This is a genomic window from Salinicoccus jeotgali (assembly GCF_055379195.1).
This window is the reverse complement of the sequence record NZ_AP043830.1, coordinates 1,886,951-1,911,215: the sequence shown is the minus strand read 5'-3', so window position 1 is coordinate 1,911,215 and position 24,265 is coordinate 1,886,951. Positions and strand designations below refer to the sequence as shown.

The 24,265-nt window shown below is 46.0% G+C and carries 18 protein-coding genes, 3 rRNA genes and 1 pseudogene; 19 read left to right on the top strand and 3 right to left on the bottom strand.

All coding sequences use genetic code 11. From position 1 onward, the window contains the following. Positions 1-114: 114 nt before the first annotated feature. The 7 genes from ACZ43I_RS09845 to tsaD all read left to right on the top strand — a co-directional run bounded on the left by ACZ43I_RS09845 (position 115) and on the right by tsaD (position 7,623). Positions 115-1,667: ribosomal RNA gene (locus ACZ43I_RS09845) — 16S ribosomal RNA — on the top strand. Positions 1,668-1,891: 224 nt separating this feature from the next. Then, positions 1,892-4,768 (top strand): 23S ribosomal RNA (locus ACZ43I_RS09840). Positions 4,769-4,857: 89 nt separating this feature from the next. Continuing rightward, positions 4,858-4,972 (top strand): 5S ribosomal RNA (rrf, locus tag ACZ43I_RS09835). The 16S, 23S and 5S rRNA genes sit together here, the layout of an rRNA operon. A 103-nt stretch (positions 4,973-5,075) precedes the next feature. Continuing rightward, positions 5,076-5,543 (top strand): tRNA (adenosine(37)-N6)-threonylcarbamoyltransferase complex ATPase subunit type 1 TsaE, encoded by a 468-nt coding sequence (gene tsaE / locus ACZ43I_RS09830; protein WP_344703242.1) that lies wholly within the window; start codon positions 5,076-5,078, stop codon positions 5,541-5,543. Further along, on the top strand, positions 5,524-6,177 hold the full coding sequence (gene tsaB / locus ACZ43I_RS09825) for a tRNA (adenosine(37)-N6)-threonylcarbamoyltransferase complex dimerization subunit type 1 TsaB (RefSeq protein ID WP_344703244.1): 654 nt from the start codon (positions 5,524-5,526) through the stop codon (positions 6,175-6,177). Before tsaE ends, tsaB begins: the two co-directional genes overlap by 20 nt. A 5-nt stretch (positions 6,178-6,182) precedes the next feature. Then, positions 6,183-6,608, top strand: coding sequence for a ribosomal protein S18-alanine N-acetyltransferase (rimI, locus tag ACZ43I_RS09820; RefSeq protein WP_344703257.1), 426 nt, complete (start codon positions 6,183-6,185; stop codon positions 6,606-6,608). Next, positions 6,601-7,623, top strand: a complete 1,023-nt coding sequence (gene tsaD, locus ACZ43I_RS09815; RefSeq protein WP_344703246.1) for a tRNA (adenosine(37)-N6)-threonylcarbamoyltransferase complex transferase subunit TsaD — start codon at positions 6,601-6,603, stop codon at positions 7,621-7,623. The genes rimI and tsaD overlap by 8 nt, the downstream gene beginning before the upstream one ends. A gap of 287 nt (positions 7,624-7,910) precedes the next feature. On the opposite strand, the gene ACZ43I_RS09810 is transcribed toward tsaD, so the two are convergent. Next, a complete protein-coding gene (locus ACZ43I_RS09810; RefSeq protein ID WP_344703259.1) occupies positions 7,911-9,827 on the bottom strand; it encodes an ABC-F family ATP-binding cassette domain-containing protein in 1,917 nt (638 codons plus the stop codon). Between the two features lie 170 nt (positions 9,828-9,997). Between ACZ43I_RS09810 and ACZ43I_RS09805 the strand changes: the two genes are divergently transcribed. The 7 genes from ACZ43I_RS09805 (at position 9,998) to ACZ43I_RS09775 (ending at position 17,113) form a co-directional block, all read left to right on the top strand. Continuing rightward, positions 9,998-10,597 (top strand): redox-sensing transcriptional repressor Rex, encoded by a 600-nt coding sequence (locus ACZ43I_RS09805; RefSeq protein ID WP_464761762.1) that lies wholly within the window; start codon positions 9,998-10,000, stop codon positions 10,595-10,597. 19 nt (positions 10,598-10,616) lie between these two features. Further along, positions 10,617-10,847: a twin-arginine translocase TatA/TatE family subunit gene (locus tag ACZ43I_RS09800; protein ID WP_344703261.1), complete on the top strand. Its 231-nt coding sequence runs from the start codon at positions 10,617-10,619 to the stop codon at positions 10,845-10,847. 49 nt (positions 10,848-10,896) lie between these two features. Next, a complete protein-coding gene (gene tatC / locus ACZ43I_RS09795) occupies positions 10,897-11,652 on the top strand; it encodes a twin-arginine translocase subunit TatC (protein ID WP_344703250.1) in 756 nt (251 codons plus the stop codon). A 20-nt stretch (positions 11,653-11,672) separates the two neighbouring features. Further along, positions 11,673-13,115 (top strand): glycoside hydrolase family 32 protein, encoded by a 1,443-nt coding sequence (locus ACZ43I_RS09790; protein ID WP_344703252.1) that lies wholly within the window; start codon positions 11,673-11,675, stop codon positions 13,113-13,115. A 124-nt stretch (positions 13,116-13,239) separates the two neighbouring features. After that, on the top strand, positions 13,240-14,076 hold the full coding sequence (locus tag ACZ43I_RS09785) for a MurR/RpiR family transcriptional regulator (protein ID WP_344703254.1): 837 nt from the start codon (positions 13,240-13,242) through the stop codon (positions 14,074-14,076). A gap of 212 nt (positions 14,077-14,288) precedes the next feature. Continuing rightward, positions 14,289-15,161: an ICP22 family protein gene (locus ACZ43I_RS09780; RefSeq protein WP_344703255.1), complete on the top strand. Its 873-nt coding sequence runs from the start codon at positions 14,289-14,291 to the stop codon at positions 15,159-15,161. Between the two features lie 242 nt (positions 15,162-15,403). Beyond that, positions 15,404-17,113, top strand: coding sequence for an IS1182 family transposase (locus ACZ43I_RS09775; RefSeq protein WP_464761535.1), 1,710 nt, complete (start codon positions 15,404-15,406; stop codon positions 17,111-17,113). Here ACZ43I_RS09775 and ACZ43I_RS09770 read toward each other — a convergent pair. Beyond that, positions 17,080-18,780, bottom strand: a complete 1,701-nt coding sequence (locus tag ACZ43I_RS09770; protein ID WP_344704088.1) for a M3 family oligoendopeptidase — start codon at positions 18,778-18,780, stop codon at positions 17,080-17,082. The two genes, ACZ43I_RS09775 and ACZ43I_RS09770, sit on opposite strands and share 34 nt — an antisense overlap. 118 nt (positions 18,781-18,898) lie before the next feature. On the opposite strand from ACZ43I_RS09770, the gene ACZ43I_RS09765 reads away from it, so the two are divergent. Further along, positions 18,899-20,344 carry a phosphate--AMP phosphotransferase gene (locus ACZ43I_RS09765; RefSeq protein WP_344704086.1) on the top strand — a complete coding sequence of 482 codons (1,446 nt, stop codon included), beginning with the start codon at positions 18,899-18,901 and terminating at the stop codon, positions 20,342-20,344. A 95-nt stretch (positions 20,345-20,439) separates the two neighbouring features. On the opposite strand, the gene ACZ43I_RS09760 is transcribed toward ACZ43I_RS09765, so the two are convergent. Next, on the bottom strand, positions 20,440-21,192 hold the full coding sequence (locus ACZ43I_RS09760) for a CPBP family intramembrane glutamic endopeptidase (RefSeq protein WP_344704084.1): 753 nt from the start codon (positions 21,190-21,192) through the stop codon (positions 20,440-20,442). Positions 21,193-21,361: 169 nt separating this feature from the next. Here ACZ43I_RS09760 and groES point away from each other — a divergent pair, with 169 nt between their 5' ends. From groES to ACZ43I_RS09740, 4 genes and pseudogenes are all read left to right on the top strand, one after another. Next, the gene (gene groES / locus ACZ43I_RS09755) at positions 21,362-21,646 is read left to right on the top strand and encodes a co-chaperone GroES (protein WP_344704083.1); all 285 of its coding nucleotides are present in this window, start codon (positions 21,362-21,364) and stop codon (positions 21,644-21,646) included. Between the two features lie 62 nt (positions 21,647-21,708). After that, complete coding sequence (gene groL / locus ACZ43I_RS09750) at positions 21,709-23,337, top strand: chaperonin GroEL (protein ID WP_344704081.1); 1,629 nt, start codon at positions 21,709-21,711, stop codon at positions 23,335-23,337. Positions 23,338-23,604: 267 nt separating this feature from the next. After that, a pseudogene (locus ACZ43I_RS09745) lies at positions 23,605-23,733 on the top strand (TetR/AcrR family transcriptional regulator); the annotation flags it as partial. A 78-nt stretch (positions 23,734-23,811) separates the two neighbouring features. Further along, complete coding sequence (locus ACZ43I_RS09740) at positions 23,812-24,234, top strand: hypothetical protein (RefSeq protein ID WP_344704079.1); 423 nt, start codon at positions 23,812-23,814, stop codon at positions 24,232-24,234. Positions 24,235-24,265: the final 31 nt, after the last annotated feature.

Below are 24,265 nucleotides of genomic sequence, written 5' to 3'. Positions count from 1 at the left end.
ACTAGAACATTGAAAACTGAATGACAATATGTCAACGTTAATTCCAATAAAACTGGATGGTTTTACCATTCAACTTGGGCGACAAGTAAAACCGCAACGAGTCAGAGCACTCCAATTATGGAGAGTTTGATCCTGGCTCAGGATGAACGCTGGCGGCGTGCCTAATACATGCAAGTCGAACGCGCAGCCCCGGAGCTTGCTCTGGGGTCTGCGAGTGGCGGACGGGTGAGTAACACGTAGGCAACCTACCCATCAGACTGGGATAACCGCGGGAAACCGTGGCTAATACCGGATAATCCTTATTCCCGCAGGGGGATAAGTTGAAAGGCGGTCTTTGACTGCCACTGATGGATGGGCCTGCGGCGCATTAGCTAGTTGGTGGGGTAAGGGCCCACCAAGGCGACGATGCGTAGCCGACCTGAGAGGGTGATCGGCCACACTGGGACTGAGACACGGCCCAGACTCCTACGGGAGGCAGCAGTAGGGAATCTTCCGCAATGGACGCAAGTCTGACGGAGCAACGCCGCGTGAGTGAAGAAGGGTTTCGGCTCGTAAAACTCTGTTGTCAGGGAAGAACGCCGGTGGGAGTAACTGTCCATCGGGTGACGGTACCTGACCAGAAAGCCACGGCTAACTACGTGCCAGCAGCCGCGGTAATACGTAGGTGGCAAGCGTTATCCGGAATTATTGGGCGTAAAGCGCGCGTAGGCGGTTCGTTAAGTCTGATGTGAAAGCCCCCGGCTCAACCGGGGAGGGTCATTGGAAACTGGCGAACTTGAGTGCAGAAGAGGAGAGTGGAATTCCATGTGTAGCGGTGAAATGCGCAGAGATATGGAGGAACACCAGTGGCGAAGGCGGCTCTCTGGTCTGCAACTGACGCTGATGTGCGAAAGCGTGGGGATCAAACAGGATTAGATACCCTGGTAGTCCACGCCGTAAACGATGAGTGCTAAGTGTTAGGGGGTTTCCGCCCCTTAGTGCTGCAGCAAACGCATTAAGCACTCCGCCTGGGGAGTACGGCCGCAAGGCTGAAACTCAAAGGAATTGACGGGGACCCGCACAAGCGGTGGAGCATGTGGTTTAATTCGAAGCAACGCGAAGAACCTTACCAAATCTTGACATCCTCTGACCGCCATGGAGACATGGCTTCCCTTCGGGGCAGAGTGACAGGTGGTGCATGGTTGTCGTCAGCTCGTGTCGTGAGATGTTGGGTTAAGTCCCGCAACGAGCGCAACCCTTATCATTAGTTGCCAGCATTCAGTTGGGCACTCTAGTGAGACTGCCGGTGACAAACCGGAGGAAGGTGGGGATGACGTCAAATCATCATGCCCCTTATGATTTGGGCTACACACGTGCTACAATGGACAGGTTACAAAGGGCAGCTACGCCGCGAGGCCAAGCGAATCCCATAAAACTGTTCTCAGTTCGGATTGGAGTCTGCAACTCGACTCCATGAAGCTGGAATCGCTAGTAATCGTGGATCAGAATGCCACGGTGAATACGTTCCCGGGTCTTGTACACACCGCCCGTCACACCACGGAAGTCGGTAACACCTGAAGCCGGTGGGCCAACCTTTATGGAGGCAGCCGTCGAAGGTGGGACCGATGACTGGGGTGAAGTCGTAACAAGGTAGCCGTATCGGAAGGTGCGGCTGGATCACCTCCTTTCTAAGGAATATAACGGAACGTCCCTTTGGGACGGCGGGATTAACGATTGACATATTGTATTCAGTTTTGAATGGTCTTCATTGACGATTCAACCCTTGCACATTGAAAACCGTATAGAAGCAATGCGAAAAATGATTTTAACCGAAATCAAGCGTAGAAACCGAGAACTGAAGAGTTCATAAAAACACGCGTTGTGTCGCAAGACACACTCACAAATTCATTGCGATTAAGTAATGAAGGGCGCACGGTGGATGCCTTGGCACCAAGAGCCGATGAAGGACGGAACCAACACCGATATGCTTTGGGGAGCTGTAAGTAAGCGTTGAACCAAAGATTTCCGAATGGGGGAACCCCGCACATTAGTGCGACTTTCAGGTGAATACATAGCCTGAGAGAGGTAGACCCGGGGAACTGAAACATCTTAGTACCCGGAGGAAGAGAAAGAAAAATCGATTCCCTGAGTAGCGGCGAGCGAAACGGGAAGAGCCCAAACCAGTCTTTGACTGGGGTTGTAGGACACCGAAAAAGCAGATTGAAGCGAGCAGAAGCGACTGGAAAGTCGCACCATAGGGGGTAACAGTCCCGTATGCGAAGTTTTGATCTGTGGCGGTGTATCCTGAGTACGGCGGAACACGAGAAATTCCGTCGGAAACTGGGAGGACCATCTCCCAAGGCTAAATACTTCTTGGTGACCGATAGTGAACCAGTACCGTGAGGGAAAGGTGAAAAGCACCCCGGAAGGGGAGTGAAATAGAACCTGAAACCGTGTGCTTACAAGTAGTCAGAGCCCGTTAATGGGTGATGGCGTGCCTTTTGTAGAATGAACCGGCGAGTTGTGATTGCATGCGAGGTTAAGCAGCGAATGTGGAGCCGTAGCGAAAGCGAGTCTGAATAGGGCGTCTAGTATGGGGTTGCAGACCCGAAACCAGGTGATCTACCCATGTCCAGGCTGAAGTCCAGGTAACACTGGATGGAGGGCCGAACCGACTTACGTTGAAAAGTGACCGGATGAGGTGTGGGTAGCGGAGAAATTCCAATCGAACCTGGAGATAGCTGGTTCTCTCCGAAATATATTTAGGTATAGCCTCGTGTTAGCATCGTGGAGGTAGAGCACTGTTTGGACGAGGGGCCCATCCCGGGTTACCGAATTCAGACAAACTCCGAATGCCACCTATGTGATGCACGGGAGTCAGACAGCGGGTGATAAGGTCCGTTGTCGAGAGGGAAACAGCCCAGACCACCAGTTAAGGTCCCAAAATATATGTTGAGTGGAAAAGGATGTGGCGTTGCACAGACAACTAGCATGTTGGCTTAGAAGCAGCCATCATTTAAAGAGTGCGTAATAGCTCACTAGTCAAGTGACGCTGCGCCGAAAATGTACCGGGGCTAAACATATTACCGAAACTGTGGATCAATTATATTGATGGTAGGAGAGCGTTCCGATTGCACAGAAGCATGATCGTGAGGACATGTGGAGCGATCGGAAGTGAGAATGCCGGTGTGAGTAGCGAAAGACGGGTGAGAATCCCGTCCACCGAACGACTAAGGTTTCCAGAGGAAGGCTCGTCCGCTCTGGGTTAGTCGGGACCTAAGCCGAGGCGAAACTGCGTAGGCGATGGATAACAGGTAGAAATTCCTGTACCGGTGATGTGTGTTTGAGCGATGTGGTGACGCAGGAGGAGAAGCAGAGCGTGCGGAAGGAAGTGCACGTCCAAGCATCGAGTCGTCAGGGTAGGCAAATCCGCCCTGTGTAACGACGAGATGTGATGGGGAGCCGAAAATAGTAGGCGAAGCTGTGGGTTCACACTGCCAAGAAAACCCGCTAGTGAATACATTACCGCCCGTACCGCAAACCGACACAGGTAGTTGGGAAGAGAATTCTAAGGTGAGCGAGCGAACTCTCGTTAAGGAACTCGGCAAAATGACCCCGTAACTTCGGGAGAAGGGGTGCTCATGAAAATGAGCCGCAGTGAATAGGCCCAAGCGACTGTTTATCAAAAACACAGGTCTCTGCCAAACCGAAAGGTGACGTATAGGGGCTGACGCCTGCCCGGTGCTGGAAGGTTAAGAGGAGCGCTCAGCGTAAGCGAAGGTGCGAATCGAAGCCCCAGTAAACGGCGGCCGTAACTATAACGGTCCTAAGGTAGCGAAATTCCTTGTCAGGTAAGTTCTGACCCGCACGAAAGGCGTAACGATTTGGGCACTGTCTCAACGAGAGGCTCGGTGAAATCATAGTACCTGTGAAGATGCAGGTTACCCGCGACAGGACGGAAAGACCCCGTGGAGCTTTACTGTAGCCTGATATTGAACCTCGACCTCACTTGTACAGGATAGGTGGGAGCCGTTGATGCGTGGACGCCAGTCTACGTGGAGGCACTGGTGGGATACCACCCTGGTGATGTTGAGATTCTAACCCGCACCCGTAATCCGGGTGGGAGACAGTGTCAGGTGGACAGTTTGACTGGGGCGGTCGCCTCCTAAAGAGTAACGGAGGCGCTCAAAGGTTCCCTCAGAATGGTTGGAAATCATTCATAGAGTGTAAAGGTATAAGGGAGCTTGACTGCGAGACAGACACGTCGAGCAGGGTCGAAAGACGGACTTAGTGATCCGGTGGTTCCGCATGGAAGGGCCATCGCTCAACGGATAAAAGCTACCCCGGGGATAACAGGCTTATCTCCCCCAAGAGTTCACATCGACGGGGAGGTTTGGCACCTCGATGTCGGCTCATCGCATCCTGGGGCTGTAGTCGGTCCCAAGGGTTGGGCTGTTCGCCCATTAAAGCGGTACGCGAGCTGGGTTCAGAACGTCGTGAGACAGTTCGGTCCCTATCCGTCGTGGGCGTAGGAAATTTGAGAGGCGCTGTCCTTAGTACGAGAGGACCGGGATGGACATACCACTGGTGTACCAGTTGTCGTGCCAACGGCATCGCTGGGTAGCTATGTATGGTCGGGATAAGTGCTGAAAGCATCTAAGCATGAAGCCCCCCTCAAGATGAGATTTCCCCATTAGATCCCTCAGAGATGATGAGGTAGATAGGTTCGGCGTGTAAGTGTGGCGACACATTGAGCGGACGAATACTAATCGATCGATGACTTATTCAAATGAAGAAAACCGTGTATGGTTTACTACGCAAACGCATTGCTTCTATCCGGTTTTGAATGTCCAAGGGGCATTCAAGCATGCCATATTGTCCGGTGGCAATCGCGGAGAGGCCCCACCTGTTCCCATGCCGAACACAGCAGTTAAGCTCTCCAGCGCCGATGGTAGTTGGACTGACGTCCCGTGAGAGTAGGACGCCGCCGGGCAGTATGTACATAATTACATTATGGATGCGATGAGCCGCATTGAGACCTTTATAGGTCTCTTTTTTTGTATAATGAAGATATAATCAAGGTAGGTGGTTGAATAATGGAATTCAGTATTGAAGTCACTGGTTTAACGGAAACTGAGAAACTGGCTAAAAATTTAACGAAGTATATAATGAATGGGACCGTCATTCTCCTCTCCGGTGACCTCGGTGCTGGAAAGACCACTTTCACCCAGTTCATGGGGGTGCATTTAGATGTGAAACGCAGAATGAGTTCTCCGACTTTCAATATCATAAAAAGTTATCAGGGGAAATTCACAGTGCACCACATGGATTGTTATCGACTCGAAGGCAGTGACGAAGACATGGGGTTCGATGAATACTTCAATGGTGAAGATGTTGCGATCATCGAATGGCCTGAGTTCATTCAAGATTTTCTGCCACCTGAGTACCTGGATATTAACATAGAATACCTCAGTGAAGATGCTCGCCTTTATCATTTTAAGGCATATGGGGAACATTACATTAAACTATTGGAGGACCTTGAAGATGATTACGCTAATGATTGATACTTCAAATAGACCTTTATCTGCAGCCATTAATGAAGATGGCCGTATGGTCGCTGAAATAAATACGACGGTTAAAAAAACCCATTCAGCAACAATTATGGTGCATATCAATCATTTGCTTGAATCTTCAGGCTATAAGCGCAGTGACATCGATCGAATTGTAGTAGCACGGGGTCCAGGTTCCTATACTGGAGTAAGAATTGGCGTGACCATTGCGAAAACATTGGCTCAGGCTCTTGGAATAGAGTTGTACTCCGTCTCTTCCCTCGCTGTCATAGCTGCTTCTAGTGGTGCCAAGGGCAATGTTCTGCCGATGTTCGATGGAAGGCGGGGGAACGTCTACAGCGGATTGTATCATGTATCTGAGCATATCAAAGAAGTTGAAGCAGCAGGATATAAATCCTTAGAGACTGTTTATGAAGAAATGAAGAAATATGAAGAAGTTTGCTTATTGGCTGATGGAAACGAAGCCTTCACTGAAAACTTGCCTGAATATACGCATACTGTACCACGCATTACCACAGTCGAACAGTATCCTGAAATTCTCAGAAGAGAAGATATTCATGAGATGGTTCCCGAATACCTAAAAATATCGGAGGCTGAGAAAAATTGGATGAATCAGCAGCAATCATAAGAAAGATGACTCTAGACGACGTAAAAACTGTGTACACTATAGAATGTGCTTCATTTCCTAATACATCCTGGAGTATTGAGGCTTTCAGGCGTGAATTGACGGCAAATGAATTTGCTACATATTTCGTCATAGAACATCGTGGTGAAATAGTAGGTTATTGCGGCACTTGGATCATCATTGATCAGAGTCAAATCACAACAATAGCCATCGATAGAGGAATGCGCGGACATGGTTACGGTAAAGCCCTTTTGCAACACGCTAAAACATATGCCAAAAAATCCGCCGAAATTCTATCGCTCGAAGTGAGCGTGGATAATGAACGCGCAATGATCTTATATGAGAATGAAGGTTTCAAATATGGAGGCATCCGGAAGGACTATTATGGTCCAGGCAAGGATGCCCACGTGATGTGGGTGAATTTGAATGAATGAAGATGTAGTCATCTTAAGTATCGAGACAAGTTGTGACGAAACAGCGTGCAGTGTGATACGGAATGGTAATGAAGTGCTATCCAATATAGTAGTCAGCCAAATCGATAGCCATAAAAGATTTGGTGGCGTTGTGCCTGAGGTGGCTTCCAGACACCATGTGGAAACCATTACCGTAGTAATTGAAGAAGCGCTTGAAGCAGCACATATGGCGCCTGCAGACCTATCTGCTGTTGCTGTTACGGAAGGGCCAGGATTGATAGGGGCATTGCTCATCGGCATCAATGCAGCTAAAGCATTTAGTTTTGCTCATGATCTACCCCTTATCCCTGTTCATCATATTGCAGGTCATGTATACGCCAACCAATTGGATGAAGAACTGAACTTTCCGTTGGTGGCACTCATCGTTTCAGGAGGGCATACAGAACTGATTTATATGAAAAGCCATCTGTCTTTTGAGGTCATCGGCGAGACGCGTGATGATGCAGTGGGGGAAGCCTACGATAAAGTTGCGCGGGTCATAGGCTTGCCTTACCCCGGTGGACCGCATGTCGACCGCCTCAGCAAAGAAGGGCATGACATCTATGAATTCCCACGGGCTTATCTTGAGCCGGAGAGTTACGATTTCAGTTTCAGCGGCGTGAAATCGTCGGTCATCAACACGCTTCACAACCAGAGGCAAAAAGGTCAGGAAGTGAATGCAGCGGACGTAGCAAAGAGTTTTCAGGAAAGTGTCGTAGAAGTATTGACTGTCAAGACTTTGAGGGCAGTAAAAGATTATGGAGTGAAAAATCTGATAGTAGCTGGTGGTGTCGCAGCCAATAGTGGTCTGCGTGCGAGTTTTGAAGAGAAGTGCCAAGATGAGGGTATAAAGTTAAGTGTGCCACAGTTAAAGTACTGTACAGATAATGCAGCGATGATTGGGGCTGTAGCTTATCACCTCTATAATAAGGGTGCCTTCGGAACTTTAGGGCTAAATGGCCGCAATACGATCGATATAGAAGAATATACAATGTAAAAAACCTATATGGATATTTATCCATATAGGTTTTTTTCTGTAAACATGTTTTGTCAATACGGAACGTTTGTTTTATCCACGGTTGTGGATAACTTGTTGATGAAAATGGCATAACCACTAATATCAAGCACATAATTGTGGGTATATTTGTGGTTAAGTAGTTCTTAATAGTTATCAACACTGTGGATAACTATGTGGAGGAACTGGTATAAAAGCATTTAGGCTGTGTACAATATCGTGGGTAAAAGGATTACGTATAAAGCCAGAGAATGACGAACATACGTTCATCATTCCATTGCTTCCAATGATTCTGATAATGAAGCCCACTCTTCCATAAGACGTTCGAGTGCCGCTTCCGAGTCATTCAATTGCTTATTGAACTCCGCTGCCTTTTCATAATCTCCATAAACTTCCGGCAAGGCGAGTGTCTCTTCAATTGATTCAATTTCAGCTTCTTTCTCTTGTATCTCTTTTTCAGTTTTAGTTATACTCTTTTTGGTTTTTTGAATCTCATTTCGCCTTTGCTTGTGCGCTTCATAACTGTTTGTGTTCTTTACTTCTTTATCTTCCTGCTCGATTTTTATCTGCATTGCCGCTTGTTCTTCTTTTTTATGCTGATAATAACTGTAGTCGCCATTATATATATCAGTGTGCTGATCGCCCATTTCTACAATTTTATTGGCAATGCGGTTGATGAAATAGCGGTCGTGCGAAACGAACAGTAGGGTGCCGGGGAAATTGTGCAATGATTGCTCCAAGACTTCCTTGCTGTCTATATCCAAGTGGTTCGTCGGCTCATCAAGTATGAGCAGATTATTTTTTTCAAGCATCAATTTAGCCAACTGTATGCGGGCCTTTTCGCCACCACTCAAATCATTGATCTGTTTCATGACCTCATCCTGGGTGAACAGGAAACGTCCCAACACTTTGCGTACATCGCTTTCGTTCATATTCGGATATTCATGCCATAATTCTTCAAGTACACTTCTACCGGAAGTGAATTCTGCCTGTTTCTGATCATAATAACCAATCGATATGTTGGCTCCATAAATGATTTCCCCATCATGTTGTGATAATTTTTTGGCAATCGTCTTGACCAGAGTTGATTTTCCGATACCGTTTGGACCAATGATGGCGAGACGGTCGCCTTTATCGATGTTCAGATTGATATGACTGTTTAAAGTCTCTTCGTATCCTATGGCCAGATCTTTGATTCTGAGCACATCATTGCCGCTTTCTCGTCTGATATCGAATGAGAAGTCTGCACTTTTCGTGTCCATCCTAGGCATATTAATACGTTCCATGCTTTCCAGTTTTTTTCGGCGACTCTTCGCCATATTGCTTGTTGAAGCACGGGCAATATTCTTTTCCACAAAAGTTTCGAGCTCTTTAATTTCCTTTTGCTGGTGTTCAAAGGCCTTCATATGCAGTGCATGATTTTTTTCTTTTTCTTTTACATAACCCGAGTAGTCGGTGTGGTAGAGGGTGCCCCTATGCATCTCGACTTCATATATCTTGTCGACAGTACGGTCTAAGAAGTAGCGGTCATGACTGATTATGGCAATAGCGCCCGAGAAGCTGTTAAGATACTGCTCGAGCCACGCGACGGTATCCATGTCCAAATGGTTGGTGGGTTCATCCAGGAGCAGCAGATCAGGCTTGGATAGGAGCATCTGGCCAAGTGCAAGACGTGTCTTTTGACCACCGGAGAAAGCTTCTACGCTTCTGTAGAGGTCCTCAGGCATGAACCCGAGACCGGTCAGAACTGTCTTTACTTCCGAATCTATCGTATATCCACCTTCAGCTTCGAAAATATTCTGCACTTTCTCGTATCTATCGAGCTGGTCTTGATAGTCTGGATCATCATAGTCATGTACAGCAAGCCATTCGGCGATTTTCTCCATTTCCTTCCCGGTCTCAAGCAACCTCGAGAAAGGGCGGAGCATTTCCTCTCTGACATTATGTGTAGACTCAAGTGTCATCTGTTGTGTCAGATATCCTATTGAAATGCCTTTTGGACTGGTGATCTGTCCTTCATCAATACTCATTTCACCAGCCATCATCTTCATCAAAGTTGTTTTTCCGGCACCATTCTTACCGACGATGCCGATTGTCTGTCCTGTTTTAATTTCCAGGTTCATATTTTCAAAAATCATATCTGTACCGAAAGATTTTTTTATGTTCCCTAATTGCATCACTATCATCATAAATCCCTCACTTTCCTCAAGTTTACAATATATAGCGTAAAAAAACGATGAAATCAGGTGACTCTTATGGGACTATAGGCGTGCAATTATGATATAATATATCAACAAAGTGCAATAAAAGAGGTGTACGAGATTTGAATAACAAAAAGAAAATCCCGAATGCAACGATGAAGCGCTTACCCCTGTACTACAGATTCTTCAAAAACTCCGAAAAATCAGGGGTGGATCGGGTTTCTTCACGGGAGATCAGTGAAGCACTGGATATAGATTCAGCAACAATTCGGCGGGATTTCTCCTATTTTGGTGAACTTGGCCGAAAAGGTTACGGATATAACGTCAAAAGCCTGTTGAAATTCTTTATGGAACATATCCAAGGTAATCAAAAGAGAAATGTCGCCATCATCGGTGCAGGTAACTTGGGTAGTGCATTATTGAACTATAAATTCAGCAACATAAATGATAGAATGAACGTAGTTGCTGCATTTGACAACAACAGCAGCATTGTCGGAACAACAATCAATGATACAATGGTCCACCACTCGGATGAAATTGAAAAAATGGCTAAAGATCATGGCATAGATGTGGCAATCCTTACACTGCCTGCAGAAGTCAGCCAGGAGATGGCTGAGCGTCTTGAAGCGGCCGGAATCAAAGGCATTCTTAATTTCACACCGATGAGGCTGGATGTAAGCGATGGAATCTATGTACACAATATAGATTTGAGTGTCGAATTGCAGGCACTGTTCTTTTATATGAAACATATCTAGGAGGGATACTGTGCTCGAAATGTTCATACCGACTACACTGATGGTAGTAACGCCAACGAGTATGATTGTAATTGCGGTTGTAGCGCTCATCATATTCGGACCTAAGAAACTGCCCCAATTCGGAAAAGCCATGGGTTCCACATTGAAGGAATTCAAAGATGCAACAAAGGGCCTTGCTACAGATGATGATGACGATGACGACGAAGAAGAGAAGAAGAAAAACCAGAAGAAAATCGAATCTGAAGTATAAAGGTCTTGAGGTGGCGGAAGCCGCCTTTTTTTAAAGAGGTGGAAAATCGATGAATGAATTGGAAAAGAAGGAAATCACTGAGCATCTTGATGAATTGCGCAGACGGCTTATGATTGTCATATATTTTTTTGCAGGCGCAATGCTGGTCGGCTTTTTCCTTTCCAAACCGTTAATATATCAGGTTCAGGAAGCACCATGGACCGAATCCATACAGATGCACGCATTCCAAGTGACCGATCCGCTCAAAATATATCTGATGGTCATCATGATCATCGGTTTTGTAATCGTACTCCCGGTAATACTGTATCAGATATGGGCATTTGTCTCTCCGGGTCTCTACAGCAATGAGAGGAAGCTGACACTATCATACATTCCAATCGTCATGCTGCTCATGCTGCTTGGAATGGCCTTCAGCTACTTCATACTTGTACCATATATTATACAATTCACCTTTGAACTGTCGGAGGATATGGGGATAGAGACAACAATCGGCATCAATCAATATTTTGGTTTCCTGTTCAGGACAGTCCTGCCATTCGGCCTGATCTTCCAAATGCCGATACTGGTACTTTTCCTGACTCAGCTGGGGTTGCTGACTCCAATGTTTTTGAAGAAGAACAGAAAGTATGCCTATTTCATCTTGTTGGTCGTAGCAGCTTTGATTGCGCCACCTGACTTGATGACCCATATCATGTTGACGATCCCGATGATCGTTTTGTATGAAATCAGTATCTATATTTCTAAAATTGGTTACCGCAGACATTTAAAGGCAGAGCAAAAAGCAATTGAAGAATCGTTGGACTAAGATTTGGGAGGTTTTTTGAGATGGCATTGGATTCAGATGGAAGGATGTTCAGCCATCCATCGGCTGATGGGCAGCTTGAGGCACACACCCCAAAAAAAGTATCAGATGAATGGCGACAGCATTATCATGTGCAACCCCCTCTAGGGAGCTTGGATGGCCTTGCAGGCCTTGTGGCGGATGCTGAAGGATATCAATTGTTCTATGAATGGACGCCCGTATATGGTCAGCGAACGAAATGTCTGTATCATCTTACATCGAAGGATATGGTGGCATTCGATGACCAGGGCGTCATAAAGATGTTGTCAGACGGTGATTCACCAGGGTCTGCGCTCGTTACCGACAATCAAGATGGACTACACCTTTTCTACACCGGCCTAAAATCGCGGAGGTGCATTCAGTATCACTCCATATTGGATGCCCAAAAAGAATTCAAGACGACCGAGGCCATCATAAAAGGAACACCTCAAGGCTATCTGCCGGTAATGAACGCGCCGTATGTATTTCACGAAGATAAATATCGCATGATGCTCGGGACTGGCACCGAGGATGAGTTTGGACGCATACTAGTCTTCAGCGGCGACAGCCCATCCTCTTTCCAATATGATGGACCTCTGGCTACGGAGCTTGATCAGTTCGGTTTCATGTGGACCCACCCTGAATACTTCAAGTTGGATGGCAAAGATGTATTACTCTTCAATGTGAAAGGTCTGGATAAGTATCAGAACAGCTATTGGAACATCTATCAATCGGGCTACCTTGTAGGGGATATTGATTTTAATGAATTACATATGACACATGGGGCGTTCCATGAACTGGACCACGGTTTCGACTTCTATGCTCCTAAAACCGTGATGTCTGAAGGGAAACGGCTGATAGTCGGTTGGATGGGGACAGAAGAAACGGACTATCCAACAAATGGTGAATGGGATCATTGTCTGACAATACCGAGGGAAGTGAGTGTCCGTGGTTCGCACCTGATACAGAAGCCTTTTGATGGGCTGTGTAACTATAGGACGAACGAACTGACCGCTGAAGGTTATTTTGATCATTATCCAAGAAAGATTAAAGACTTCTATGGCCACAGTTATGAATTGGTCCTCGATATACTAGAGAATAATGCAAACCGCATCCACATCGATTTGAGGGTGAGCAGGCGCGAACATACAAGTTTGATCTATGACAGCGAATCGCAGGTTTTGACACTGGACAGGACCTTCAGCGGCAAATTGCCTGGCAACGTTGATGGGACAACCCGGAAAGTCCAGCTCGAGGCCCCATTATCGCAGCTAGATATCTTTATGGACATCTCCAGCATAGAAGTGTTTGCCAACCACGGAGAAGCGGTGATGAGTGCGAGAATATTCCCTTCAAATGAATCTACAGGCGTAGAATTCTCGACTGAAATAGGAGGGTGTCATGTCAGGATGGCAAGATATGATATAAAGCCAACCAATGATAATTAACGCTTCGCCCTGCAGCATGAAACAAATTTTATTATTGGAAGATAAAAAGTTTCATTTCTTCTTATAATATTTTGATTATTTTGTTATCATTGGAAGTAACAAGGTAGGCGAGAGGGGAAAAACTATGTTTTCGGTATTAAGTCAGATTCGTAAGCGGTTTGAATACATGACACCTGTGGAGCAGCGCATTGCTAATTTTATGCTGGAAAATCCAGCCAAAGTCATCAATATGCCAGTCAAAGATATCGCTAAAAGCAGCAGTACGAGTGATGCTGCCATCGTCAGATTCTCAAAGCGTATAGGACTTGCAGGTATCAAGGAATTGAAAGTGGAACTAGCCAAAGAGTTACATACCCTTGAGAAAGAGAATATTTCAAGAGTGATCGATCTGGAAGAGGACACCCATCGCGAGATTTTCGATAAGGTCTTCAAGAACACCATCCAGGCACTCTATAATACCGAAAAGATAGTGGACCGCGATGCGATCAAGCAAGCGGCGGAACTATTTGCGAAATCCCGCAACACCTTCATATTCGGAGTAGGGGAGGCGGCGAGTGTCGGTACCGAGTTCGAACAGAATCTCCACCGCATAAATATCAATGCTTTCTTCACCACGGATAAATACTTCTGCATGACCCGGTTATCCAATGCAACTGAAGATGATGTACTATTCCTCATCACTTTATCCGGTAAGACCAGGGAAGTGGTAGAAGTGGTCAAACTCGCCAAAAAGTTGGGCATCAAGACCGTCATATTGACCCAGAACCACGCCTCGATCGCTAAGCGCAATTCAGATGTGGCAATAGAAATTACCGAGGAAGAGAACAATATTCAGTATATGAATATGACGAGCCGCATCGCACAGCTCGCGATATGTGATGTGCTATTCTTCTATACGTGCCGTCAATTGGGTTCGAAAGCTTATGAAACGATTATGAAGACATATGATATCACACACTAGCCCCTCATTGAGGGGCTTTTATTGTAGGAAAATTGAGATGGGGGAAGGACATCTGACTGCAACATATCTGCAATAATCTTTAAAATAAATCAGCCATTATTAAGGTTGTGTAACAAACTTCCATTTTTATAGCTGTCGATGCATTCTTCTAATATACTCGGTTTATGACATTAATCGTTCAGAGAACATAGAGGCGGTTTGGAGGCATTAAATTGATATATAGAACAATACGGCTCGGTATTTCATCACTTTTGATGATATCCACTCTATTTGCCATTAATATAAATACTGTCATGGAGGCAGAACAAGTAGAAGGAGATGCAGATGGAGGCCATGAAGCACCGTCTTCAGAGGAGGCACGCGGGCAGGAAGATATGATAAAAGATACCCCTGAGCAGGAAGGGGCACTACAAACGCCAGAAACACCTGCGATAGAGCCTGAAGAAGGGTTGCTGGTACAGACTGGTCCGGAACAGAGCCAGGAGGAAGCAATCCATAAGCAGGCAGCGAACGGCAACAAAGAAGCGGGCCCTGTCCCCGCATCAGAAGAAGAGACTGAAGAAACACAGAAAGACACTCCAGACATATCTGAGCCTTCCACGGGAGAAGCCCCTCCCATTGCCGATTCAATAGTGGAAGATGCTGAAGATATGATAGAAGAGCCAAAATCATCTTCAGATGAAACGGCTGCTCCAGAACCGCCTGGCGATGCAACGGAAAATACATTAGAGTCAACTGATATACCAGCATCCAGAACCTCGGAACAAGAAGAATCTGAAGTTGACGGGATCCCTGCTGTAGAAGAGAGGGAGGCTGTACAAAGTGAGATGGGAGAGGGCGACAATGCACCCTCCCCGAAGGATCCCTCCCATGACAGTACTGGAGAAACAGAACAGTATGATGAAAGCGCGCCTGCCAAGCAAAACATTACGGGAACTGCCTCAGCACCTAAGTTCTATCGTTATGACCATGGTGATATACTGGCCGGAATCACATTGCGGCCAGGTGCCTCAGACGAAGAATTGAACCTGTTGGATGAACGGGTCAACGAACTGATGTGCTCCAAAATCCTTAGGGCGGATTAAGCCCGGAATATCAAAATCTAAGAAATGCCAATAAAGTGAATGCACATAGATTATCTACACAACATTTGTATGAGAATAAAAAAATGAAACGGGGCTGGGACATAAGTCCCGATCCAAGCAGAATCCCCCGGGTTAAAATGAAAATTTTAACCCGGGGGATTCCTATGTATATAAATGAAAGACAAAACAAAAGGCACCCTTTATAATGTAAGTAACCACACAAACAGAAAAAGAGGTGCCTTATGTATAAAGATTATACCATGAACCAGCTGACACTGCCACTCGATTTGGCAGTCATCATACCCGAAGATGACATCGCCCTTGCCGTCAATGCATTGGTGGAAAGCATCCCAGAGACTGAATTTGCGCCCTTTGACCATGCCTTCGGTGCGACGTCGTACCATCCAAGAATGATGATGAAGATCATCCTCTGCAGCTACACACAATCGGTGACGTCCGGGCGCAAAATTGAAGCGCTGTTGACAGACAGCGTCCGGATGATGTGGCTGGCTCAAAACCAGACGCCCTCCTACCGGACCATCAACCGGTTCCGGGTGCATCCCCACATGGATGCGCTGATCCAGGAAGCGTTCATCCAGTTCAGGATGCAGCTGGAAGCCCAGGCGCTGATTGATACGGATGCGATTTTCATCGATGGTACGAAGCTCGAGGCCAATGCCAACAAATATACATTCGTCTTCCGGAGAAGTGTCGAGAAACACCAGGAGAAACTCCGCGCCCAATCGAAGCTGATGTATGAAACGCTGTATGAAGAGCAGATCGTGACGGCCCTCCTTGAAGAATCGGAAGCCATCGTGACGGCCGATCACCTGCACACGATGCACCAGGCGCTAGAGACGGTGGAAACGGATTTGACGGAGACCATCGAGGCGACGGAAACCGTGGAAAAAAGAAAAGCCCGCCGGTCTGAACGGTCCGTCATCCGAAAGACTAAAAAGAAATGTGCAGACCTGCGGGACCGGGAATTGAAATATACCCAACAATTGGAGATCCTCGGTGCCCGCAACAGCTACTCGAAGACCGACCCCGATGCGACATTCATGCGCATGAAGGAGGACCATATGCAGAATGGTCAGCTGAAAGCCGGCTACAACCTGCAGATTGCGACCAACAATCAATTCGTTTTAGGCTTTGACCTCTATCCCAACCCGACAGATACCCGGACCCTGCCGCCATTTCTCCATACGATGCTGGAACATTTCCAGCATCTGCCTGAAAAGATTGTGGCCGATGCCGGCTATGGCAGTGAATCCAATTATGAGATAATCATGGACGACTACGGCCGCACCGCGCTCATCCCCTATAATACATACCATAAGGAACAGAAGCAGAGGCACCAACCCGATGAAATGCATCCGGACAACTGGGTGTATGATGATGAGAATGATATGTACATCTGCCCGGACGGACGGCCCCTCCAGTTTGAACGCTATGCCGATCGGACCGACAAATATGGCTACACCCGGGCGTTTAAAATGTATGCATCAGCAGACTGTACCGGATGTCCCCTCCATGACATATGCATCAAAAGCGACAAGCAGACCACCAAGCGCATCCAAAAGAATATGAACCTGGACTACTTCAGAGCCCAGGTGAAAAAGCAGCTTTCAGTTGAAGGGCACCGCAACATCTATCAGCAGCGCAAGGTGGATGTTGAGACGGTTTTCGGCAATTTGAAGGCCAATTTGGCGTTCAGGCGATTTTCACTCCGCGGGAGACGCAAAGTGAAAATCGAAATCGGCCTCGCATTATTGGCCGGGAACCTCGGGAAGTTCAACCGAATGATGCGCACTGCTTTGGAAGCAGACACAAAAAATGGCGATCCATCCGCTTTATCGGGATGGATCGCCATTTTTCTTAGTGTTCAGGGGCCTTTATGTCCCAGCCCCGTTTCAATCTATAGTGCACTGTCATCAATCAAATTGAGGTAGTCTTGTGCTTCTTTAACGACTGATTGCAGGCAGCCATCTTCAAACGGCGAGATGAGATTTGCTTTTTCAACCAGTGCATTGAACGGTAATGAGCCACCGAGACGACACAGGTTGATGTAGTCGCTCCATGCGCTATCGAAGTCCTCATTGGCGCGCTTCCAGAACTGCATGGCACAGACTTGTGCCAAGGTGTAGTCGATATAGTAGAACGGGTCGCTGAAGACATGCCCCTGTTTATGCCAAAAAGCCCCGCTGGCAAGCGGCTCTATGCCATCGTAATCACGATGCGGCAAATACTTGTCCTCGAGTTTCTGCCATTCTTGTCGCCGTTCTTTAGGAGACAGTTCAGGATGCGCATAGACAATATGCTGGAATTCATCTATGGCAACTCCGTAAGGCAGGAAAGAAATGTTATCCGCCATATGCGTATATTTAAATTTATCAGTATCCTCCTTGAAGAACTGTTCCATCCACGGATATGTGAAATACTCCATGCTCATGGAATGGATCTCTGCAGATTCAAGAGTCGGGAACTGATACTCCGGCACCTCGAAGCCGCTTGACATATAGCTTTGGAACGCATGGCCCGCTTCGTGCGTCAAAACGGTCACATCATCAAGGGTGCCGTTGAAGTTGGAGAAGATGAAAGGGGAGGAGTAGTCTGGTATGAAAGTGCAGTACCCGCCGCCTTCTTTTCCTTTTTTGGCCTCAACATCAAACAATTCGCGCTGTCTCATGAATTTAAAGAATTCACCAGTTTCCTTGGATAATTCAAGATACATATTTTCGCCCGCCTGCAGGATATCTTCAGTGTCCCCCTTGGGCACAGCATTACCGGTCGTAAAGTCGAATGATTCGTCGTATATCTTCAGTTTCTCGACACCGATCCGCCTGCGCTGCCTCTCCTTAAGTTCAGTGACGAGTGGCACGACGTATTCTGCAACCTGGTCTCTGAAGTTCTGTACCATATCACTGTCATAATCGATGCGGTTCATGCGGATATAACCCAGTTCGATAAAGTTTTTGTAGCCAAGCTCCACCGCAATCTGGTGACGTGTCTTAACCAGGTCGTCATAAATCCGATCGATCTTATCGAGGTGCATCTCCATGAATCCATGGAGCGCTTCAGTGGCTGAGCGACGCATTTGACGGTTGGTATGCTGGGCATAGGGACCGAATTCCGATAGGTTGAGCACCTTTCCATCAAATTCGATTTCTGCTGAAGCGAGCAGTCTTGAGTATTCTGAATCAAGCTTGTTTTCTTTTTGAAGGAGTGATTTGACTTTAGGGTCAAATCCTTTAACAGCTTTTTCAGCTAACGAAAAAAGTTGCTTGCCGTAACGCTGTTCCAACTCGCTTTTATAGGGGCTGGCAATCAGCGTCTCATAGTATTTAAAATCAATCTCCTGGATGGCTGGCCCGTATTCATCGAAGAAATTCCGCTCTTTATCGTAGAATTCATCCCTTGTATCTATTGTTGAACGGATAAGCGCCAGATTACTCATTGTGGAGAGGTGATTAAAGTATGTGTTGAGGCGGTCGATGACTTCGGCTTGGGCGTCCGCCGAATCCTTTTCCTTAAACTCTTTAAGCAATGTGTCGACTTCCGCCGCTATCTGTTTGATATCCGGCCTTTTATATTCATATTCTGAAAATGTATGTACCATCAATTCATCCCCTTATAAGTTTCTAACAATATAGTAACACAGATTCCATCATCTTCTGTATGTTCAGATAATGGGATTTAAGGGTACACATCTATAATGGAACGAAAGGAGCGATAGTATGGCAGAATTTGATGAAGCACTGGAAAATCGCCTAGGCGAACTGACGCGGGAGACGAAGGATCGGGGCATACCGCTGATGATTGTGATAGAAGGACCACCAGCCTCCGGAAAGTCGAGGCTGGCAAATGCTTTATATATGGCACTGGATGCTAAATATACAAATTTCATGGCCACGCGACCACCTAGGGAGATCGATCTCAGATATCCTTTCCTGCAGCGGTTCTGGAACCATCTGCCTAAAGCCGGGGACATCAATATCCACTTCAGAAGCTGGTATGCCCAGTACATCAATTATAAGTCGTACGGCATCAAGGAAAATATCCGGACGGAATATACCGACATCAGGCAAGACATGGAGAATTTTGAACAGATGTTGACGGACAGTGGCTATGAAATCATCAAGCTCTATGTTGACGCCCCAGAAGAAGTCAGGGCACGGCATATACAAAAGCTCAAAGATAATCCGATACTTAAATGGAAGGCTGAAGAATTTGAAGAACAGCTGGACAAAACAGATTATATCAAGGAAATGAAGAAATTTTTAGACATGCTGACCGGGTGTCCATGGACAGTCATTGATTTCGAGGATAAAGAAGGTGCAGTAAACACTTTGTTTTCCACAGTCGTAGAACGCCTTGAAGCACGTCTGGAGCAAGAAGATCAGACACAGGATGGATCAGTTGATGGTGATTTCACGAAAAAATATGAAGCAGAGTTCTTTGACTTTGATTTTGAGGATGAAAAAATTAGTGGTAAAGACTATAAAGCCATCCTGCCCGATCTTCAGTCGAGGATGAGGGAAATCCAATTCCAGCTCTACAAGGAAAAAGTGCCGCTCATCCTCGTCTATGAAGGTATGGACGCAGCCGGCAAGGGTGGAAATATCAAACGCATCCGTGAACATCTCGACCCAACCGGATATACGGTCAATGCAACCGGCGCACCGACTGATGTGGAGTTGCTCCATCATTATCTATGGCGGTTTGCTATAGATATTCCGAGAAGCGGCCATGTGGCCTTCTATGATCGCAGTTGGTACGGCCGGGTGCTTGTAGAGCGCATAGAAGGACTTGCTTCAAAACAGCAATGGCAGCAATCCTACGAGGAAATCAATGCTTTTGAGAAATCACTGTACAATTCAGGAGCAATCATCATTAAATTCTTCTTGTCCTTGGATAAGGATGAACAGCTTGAACGGTTTGAGAGCCGCGAGGATGATCCGGATAAGCAATGGAAACTGACCGATGAAGATTGGCGTAACAGGGAGAAATGGGATGAGTATGTCGAGGCCTCGGAAGACATGATCAGAAAGACGCATACCGCTTTCGCCCCGTGGCATGTAATCCCAGGAAACAATAAGAAATACGCAAGAATCACTGCGCTAAAAAAAGTGATTGAGACATGTGAGGCAAGACTCGGAATCAGTGCGAAGTCGGGTGATTGAAAAAAGAAATTGAAAACTTAAAGGCATAAAGATGAATGTCATGTGCCTCGGAATGTACAAACACCCCGGACTATTAAAGTCCGGGGTGTTCATTATCAGAATAGAAGCTGCATGATAGTACCGAGGCCACCGCGCATTTCTTCAATCTGCTCTATATAATCCTTGAATGTCAGTTGCAGCACGACGACGATACCGTTCATAATCATATGGACCATGATCGGGACCAGCAATCTGCCGCTGATGACATATAGAAAACTGAATGTGTATGCCATGACGACATAGATCAGTATATGGGTGAAATCCCAGTGAGCGATGGCGAATACAAAACCACTGAGCAGCCCGGCTACAAGGAAACCGACGATTCTCGGGCCTGGTATCACTTCATAGATTTCAGCGAATATAGCCCGTCTGAAGACGTATTCTTCCAGGATGGGGCCAAACAGAGCAACGACAAGAATCATGTATGGGGCATTCTCTATCATATCCACGATGCCCATCGTATTTTCACTTTCCATTGGATTTCCGAGGATATTCGTATTGATGAGGCCAGCGATTATCTGAGTGGCATAAGCCAAGAACACACCTCCGACGATCCAGGCGAAAGTCACCGGTAGATCCGATTGGGGGCCACGCTCTATCCGGTTTTTATTGCGATGGAGCCTTCCCACAATAATGACAGCCACAACGCCTAAGGCGAATGCACCGACTTGGTAAGGGAGTACGCCGCTAAGCAATTCTTCTTCTGTAATTGATGGATTGATGAACGCCATGATCATAGATACGGGTACAACCGCAAATTGCACGGCGAGGAATATGACGATGATTAATGCACTATATAGCTTTCTCAAGATAAGCCCTCCATTTTTCAATACTGCTATTCTACAATAAAAAAGAATGTGGTTAAAGCAAAGAGAAAATACTTGCATTATTGACCAACTTTGATTATTATTTAATTGTTGGCACTTTGAACGCTCGAGTGCTAAAAACATCTGTAATATTTCAAAGGAGGGCTTTTACGTGTTAAAACCATTAGGCAACAGAGTCATCGTTGATTTGACCCAAAAGGAAGAAACTACAAAAAGCGGCATCATTCTGACGGAATCCGCCAAAGAGAAACCACAGGAAGGCACAGTCGTAGCAGCTGGACCCGGCTTGGTTCTGGATAACGGCAATCGTGTCGAGCCTGAAGTAAAGGAAGGCGACCGTGTGATGTATTCCAAGTTTGCAGGTACTGAAGTGAAACATGAAGGCAAAGATTATCTGATCTTGTCCGAATCTGATATCCTAGCTGTCATCAACTAATCAAATGAAATGAATCAAAGAAATACTTATATAAAGAAACTACGCAGGAGGAATGAAAAGTAATGGCTAAAGAACTGAAATTCTCTGAAGATGCAAGACAGTCCATGCTCGCCGGTGTCGATAAACTGGCGAATGCTGTAAAAGTGACATTGGGGCCAAAAGGACGTAATGTCGTTCTGGATAAATCATTCACATCCCCGCTCATCACAAATGATGGCGTAACAATCGCAAAAGAAATAGAACTTGAAGACGCTTATGAAAACATGGGCGCAAAACTTGTCGCTGAAGTGGCCAACCAGACGAATGAAATCGCCGGTGACGGTACGACGACTGCAACAGTCCTAGCGCAAGCGATGATCCAGGAAGGTCTGAAGAACGTAACGAGCGGTGCCAACCCGGTCGGCATCCGTTCCGGTATTTCCCAAGCAGTCGAAGTGGCGGTAGAAGAGTTGAAGAACATTTCCCGTCCAGTGCAGGATAAAGAGTCCATTGCACAAGTCGGCGCAATTTCTGCGGACGACCCGGAAATCGGCGAGTACATCTCAGAAGCGATGGAAAAAGTCGGCAATGATGGTGTCATAACAATTGAAGAATCCCGTGGGTTCAAAACTGAACTTGAAGTCGTTGAAGGTATGCAATTCGACCGCGGTTACACATCTCCTTATATGGTGACAGATTCCGAGAAGATGATTGCAGACTTGGATAACCCTTATATCCTTGTGACAGACAAAAAGATTTCCAACTTCCAGGATGTTCTGCCATTGCTTGAACAGATCGTCCAGCAATCCCGTCCGATCCTCATCATCGCTGATGATGTAGAAGGCGACGCCATGGCGAATATGGTACTCAACAAACTGCGCGGTACATTCACTGCAATCGCAGTCAAAGCACCTGGTTTCGGAGATCGTCGTAAAGCAATGCTCGAAGATATCGCTGTATTGACCGGCGCACAAGTCATCACAGAAGATCTTGGTCTGGACTTGAAGGAAGCAACGGTTGATATGCTTGGTACAGCTTCTAAAGTCAATGTGACTAAAGATAATACGACAATCGTAGAAGGTGCCGGTGAGAAAGATAATATCGAAGCGCGCATCGGTCAGATCAAATCACAGATTGAAGACACAACTTCAAGCTTTGATAAAGAGAAGCTCCAAGAGCGTCTTGCCAAACTATCCGGCGGTGTAGCAGTCATCAAAGTAGGTGCTGCCACTGAAACGGAAATGAAAGAACGCAAGCTCCGCATCGAAGATGCCCTTAACTCCACACGTGCCGCAGTTGAAGAAGGCATTGTAGCTGGTGGCGGTACAGCACTTGTCAACATCTACGGTAAAGTATCAGAAATAGAAGCTGAAGGCGATGTTGAGACGGGTGTTAAAATTGTATTGAAAGCACTCGAATCACCAATTCGTCAGATCGTCGAAAATGCTGGACTCGAAGGCTCAGTCATTGTTGAACGCCTCAAGACTCAAGAAATAGGCATCGGTTTCAACGCTGCGACTGATGAGTGGGTCAACATGATCGATGCAGGTATCGTCGATCCGACAAAAGTAACACGTTCCGCATTGCAGAACGCAGGTTCAGTTGCTGCCATGTTCCTGACTACTGAAGCGGTAGTTGCCGACATTCCAGAAGAGAATGGCGGCGGAGACATGGGTGGCGGCATGGGCGGCGGCATGCCGGGCATGATGTAAGCCGAAAATTTATAATAATAGAAGTGACGGGGTTTGCTGATGAGCAGACCTCGTTTTTTATGGAAATAAATTCTTGAGAGTAGATAGCGGGTGAAATTTAGTACCGTGGAGGAAGAGTCTATTTTGGTTGATGTAACTTCAAATAGGCTTTTTTAATTTGCATAATATGGAGTTGAAAAGCTGATCGCATTCATAATTGACCATTTCGGTCATTTGGGTTAAGCTATTATTGACCACAATGGTCAATTTAAATTTGAATGAAGGGAGATTATTATCATTTATTCCAAGTTCATCAACTTAAAACCAGAAAAACAAAAGGACATTATTAATGCAGCAATAAAGGAATTTGTCCAGAGTGGTTTTGAAAAGGCATCTACAAACGAAATTGTAAAGAAAGCCGACATTTCCAAAGGTTCACTTTTCAACTATTTTAATAGCAAAAAGGATCTGTATATATATTTAATTGAGTACTGTGTGCGAATCATTGAAATAGTCGTTGAACAAATCGATTTGAATGAAACCGATATATTTAAAAGAATAGAAAATATAGGGATGAAAAAACTCGGTATTCAACGAAAATTTCCACAAGTATTTGATTTTCTCATTTCCGCCAAACAAGAGGAATCGGCTGAAGTAAGGGAAATCATCAAAGAAAAGATTGACCCCGTTTATGATGAAAGTACTAAGAGGATGTATGAAAACATTGATTATTCCATGTTTCGTGAAGATATTGATATTGGGAAGGCGATAGAAATCCTGAATTGGACGATGTTTGGATTTGGGGAGAAAGGCTTAAGTCAAGTAGACACATTTGAAAACATTAGTGAATTTGGGGAGCATTACCTCAAAGAATGGAAAAGTTATTCTGAGATACTGAAGTACAGCTTTTATAAATAGGAATGAGATGCAAGGGTGTTTGAGGCCACAT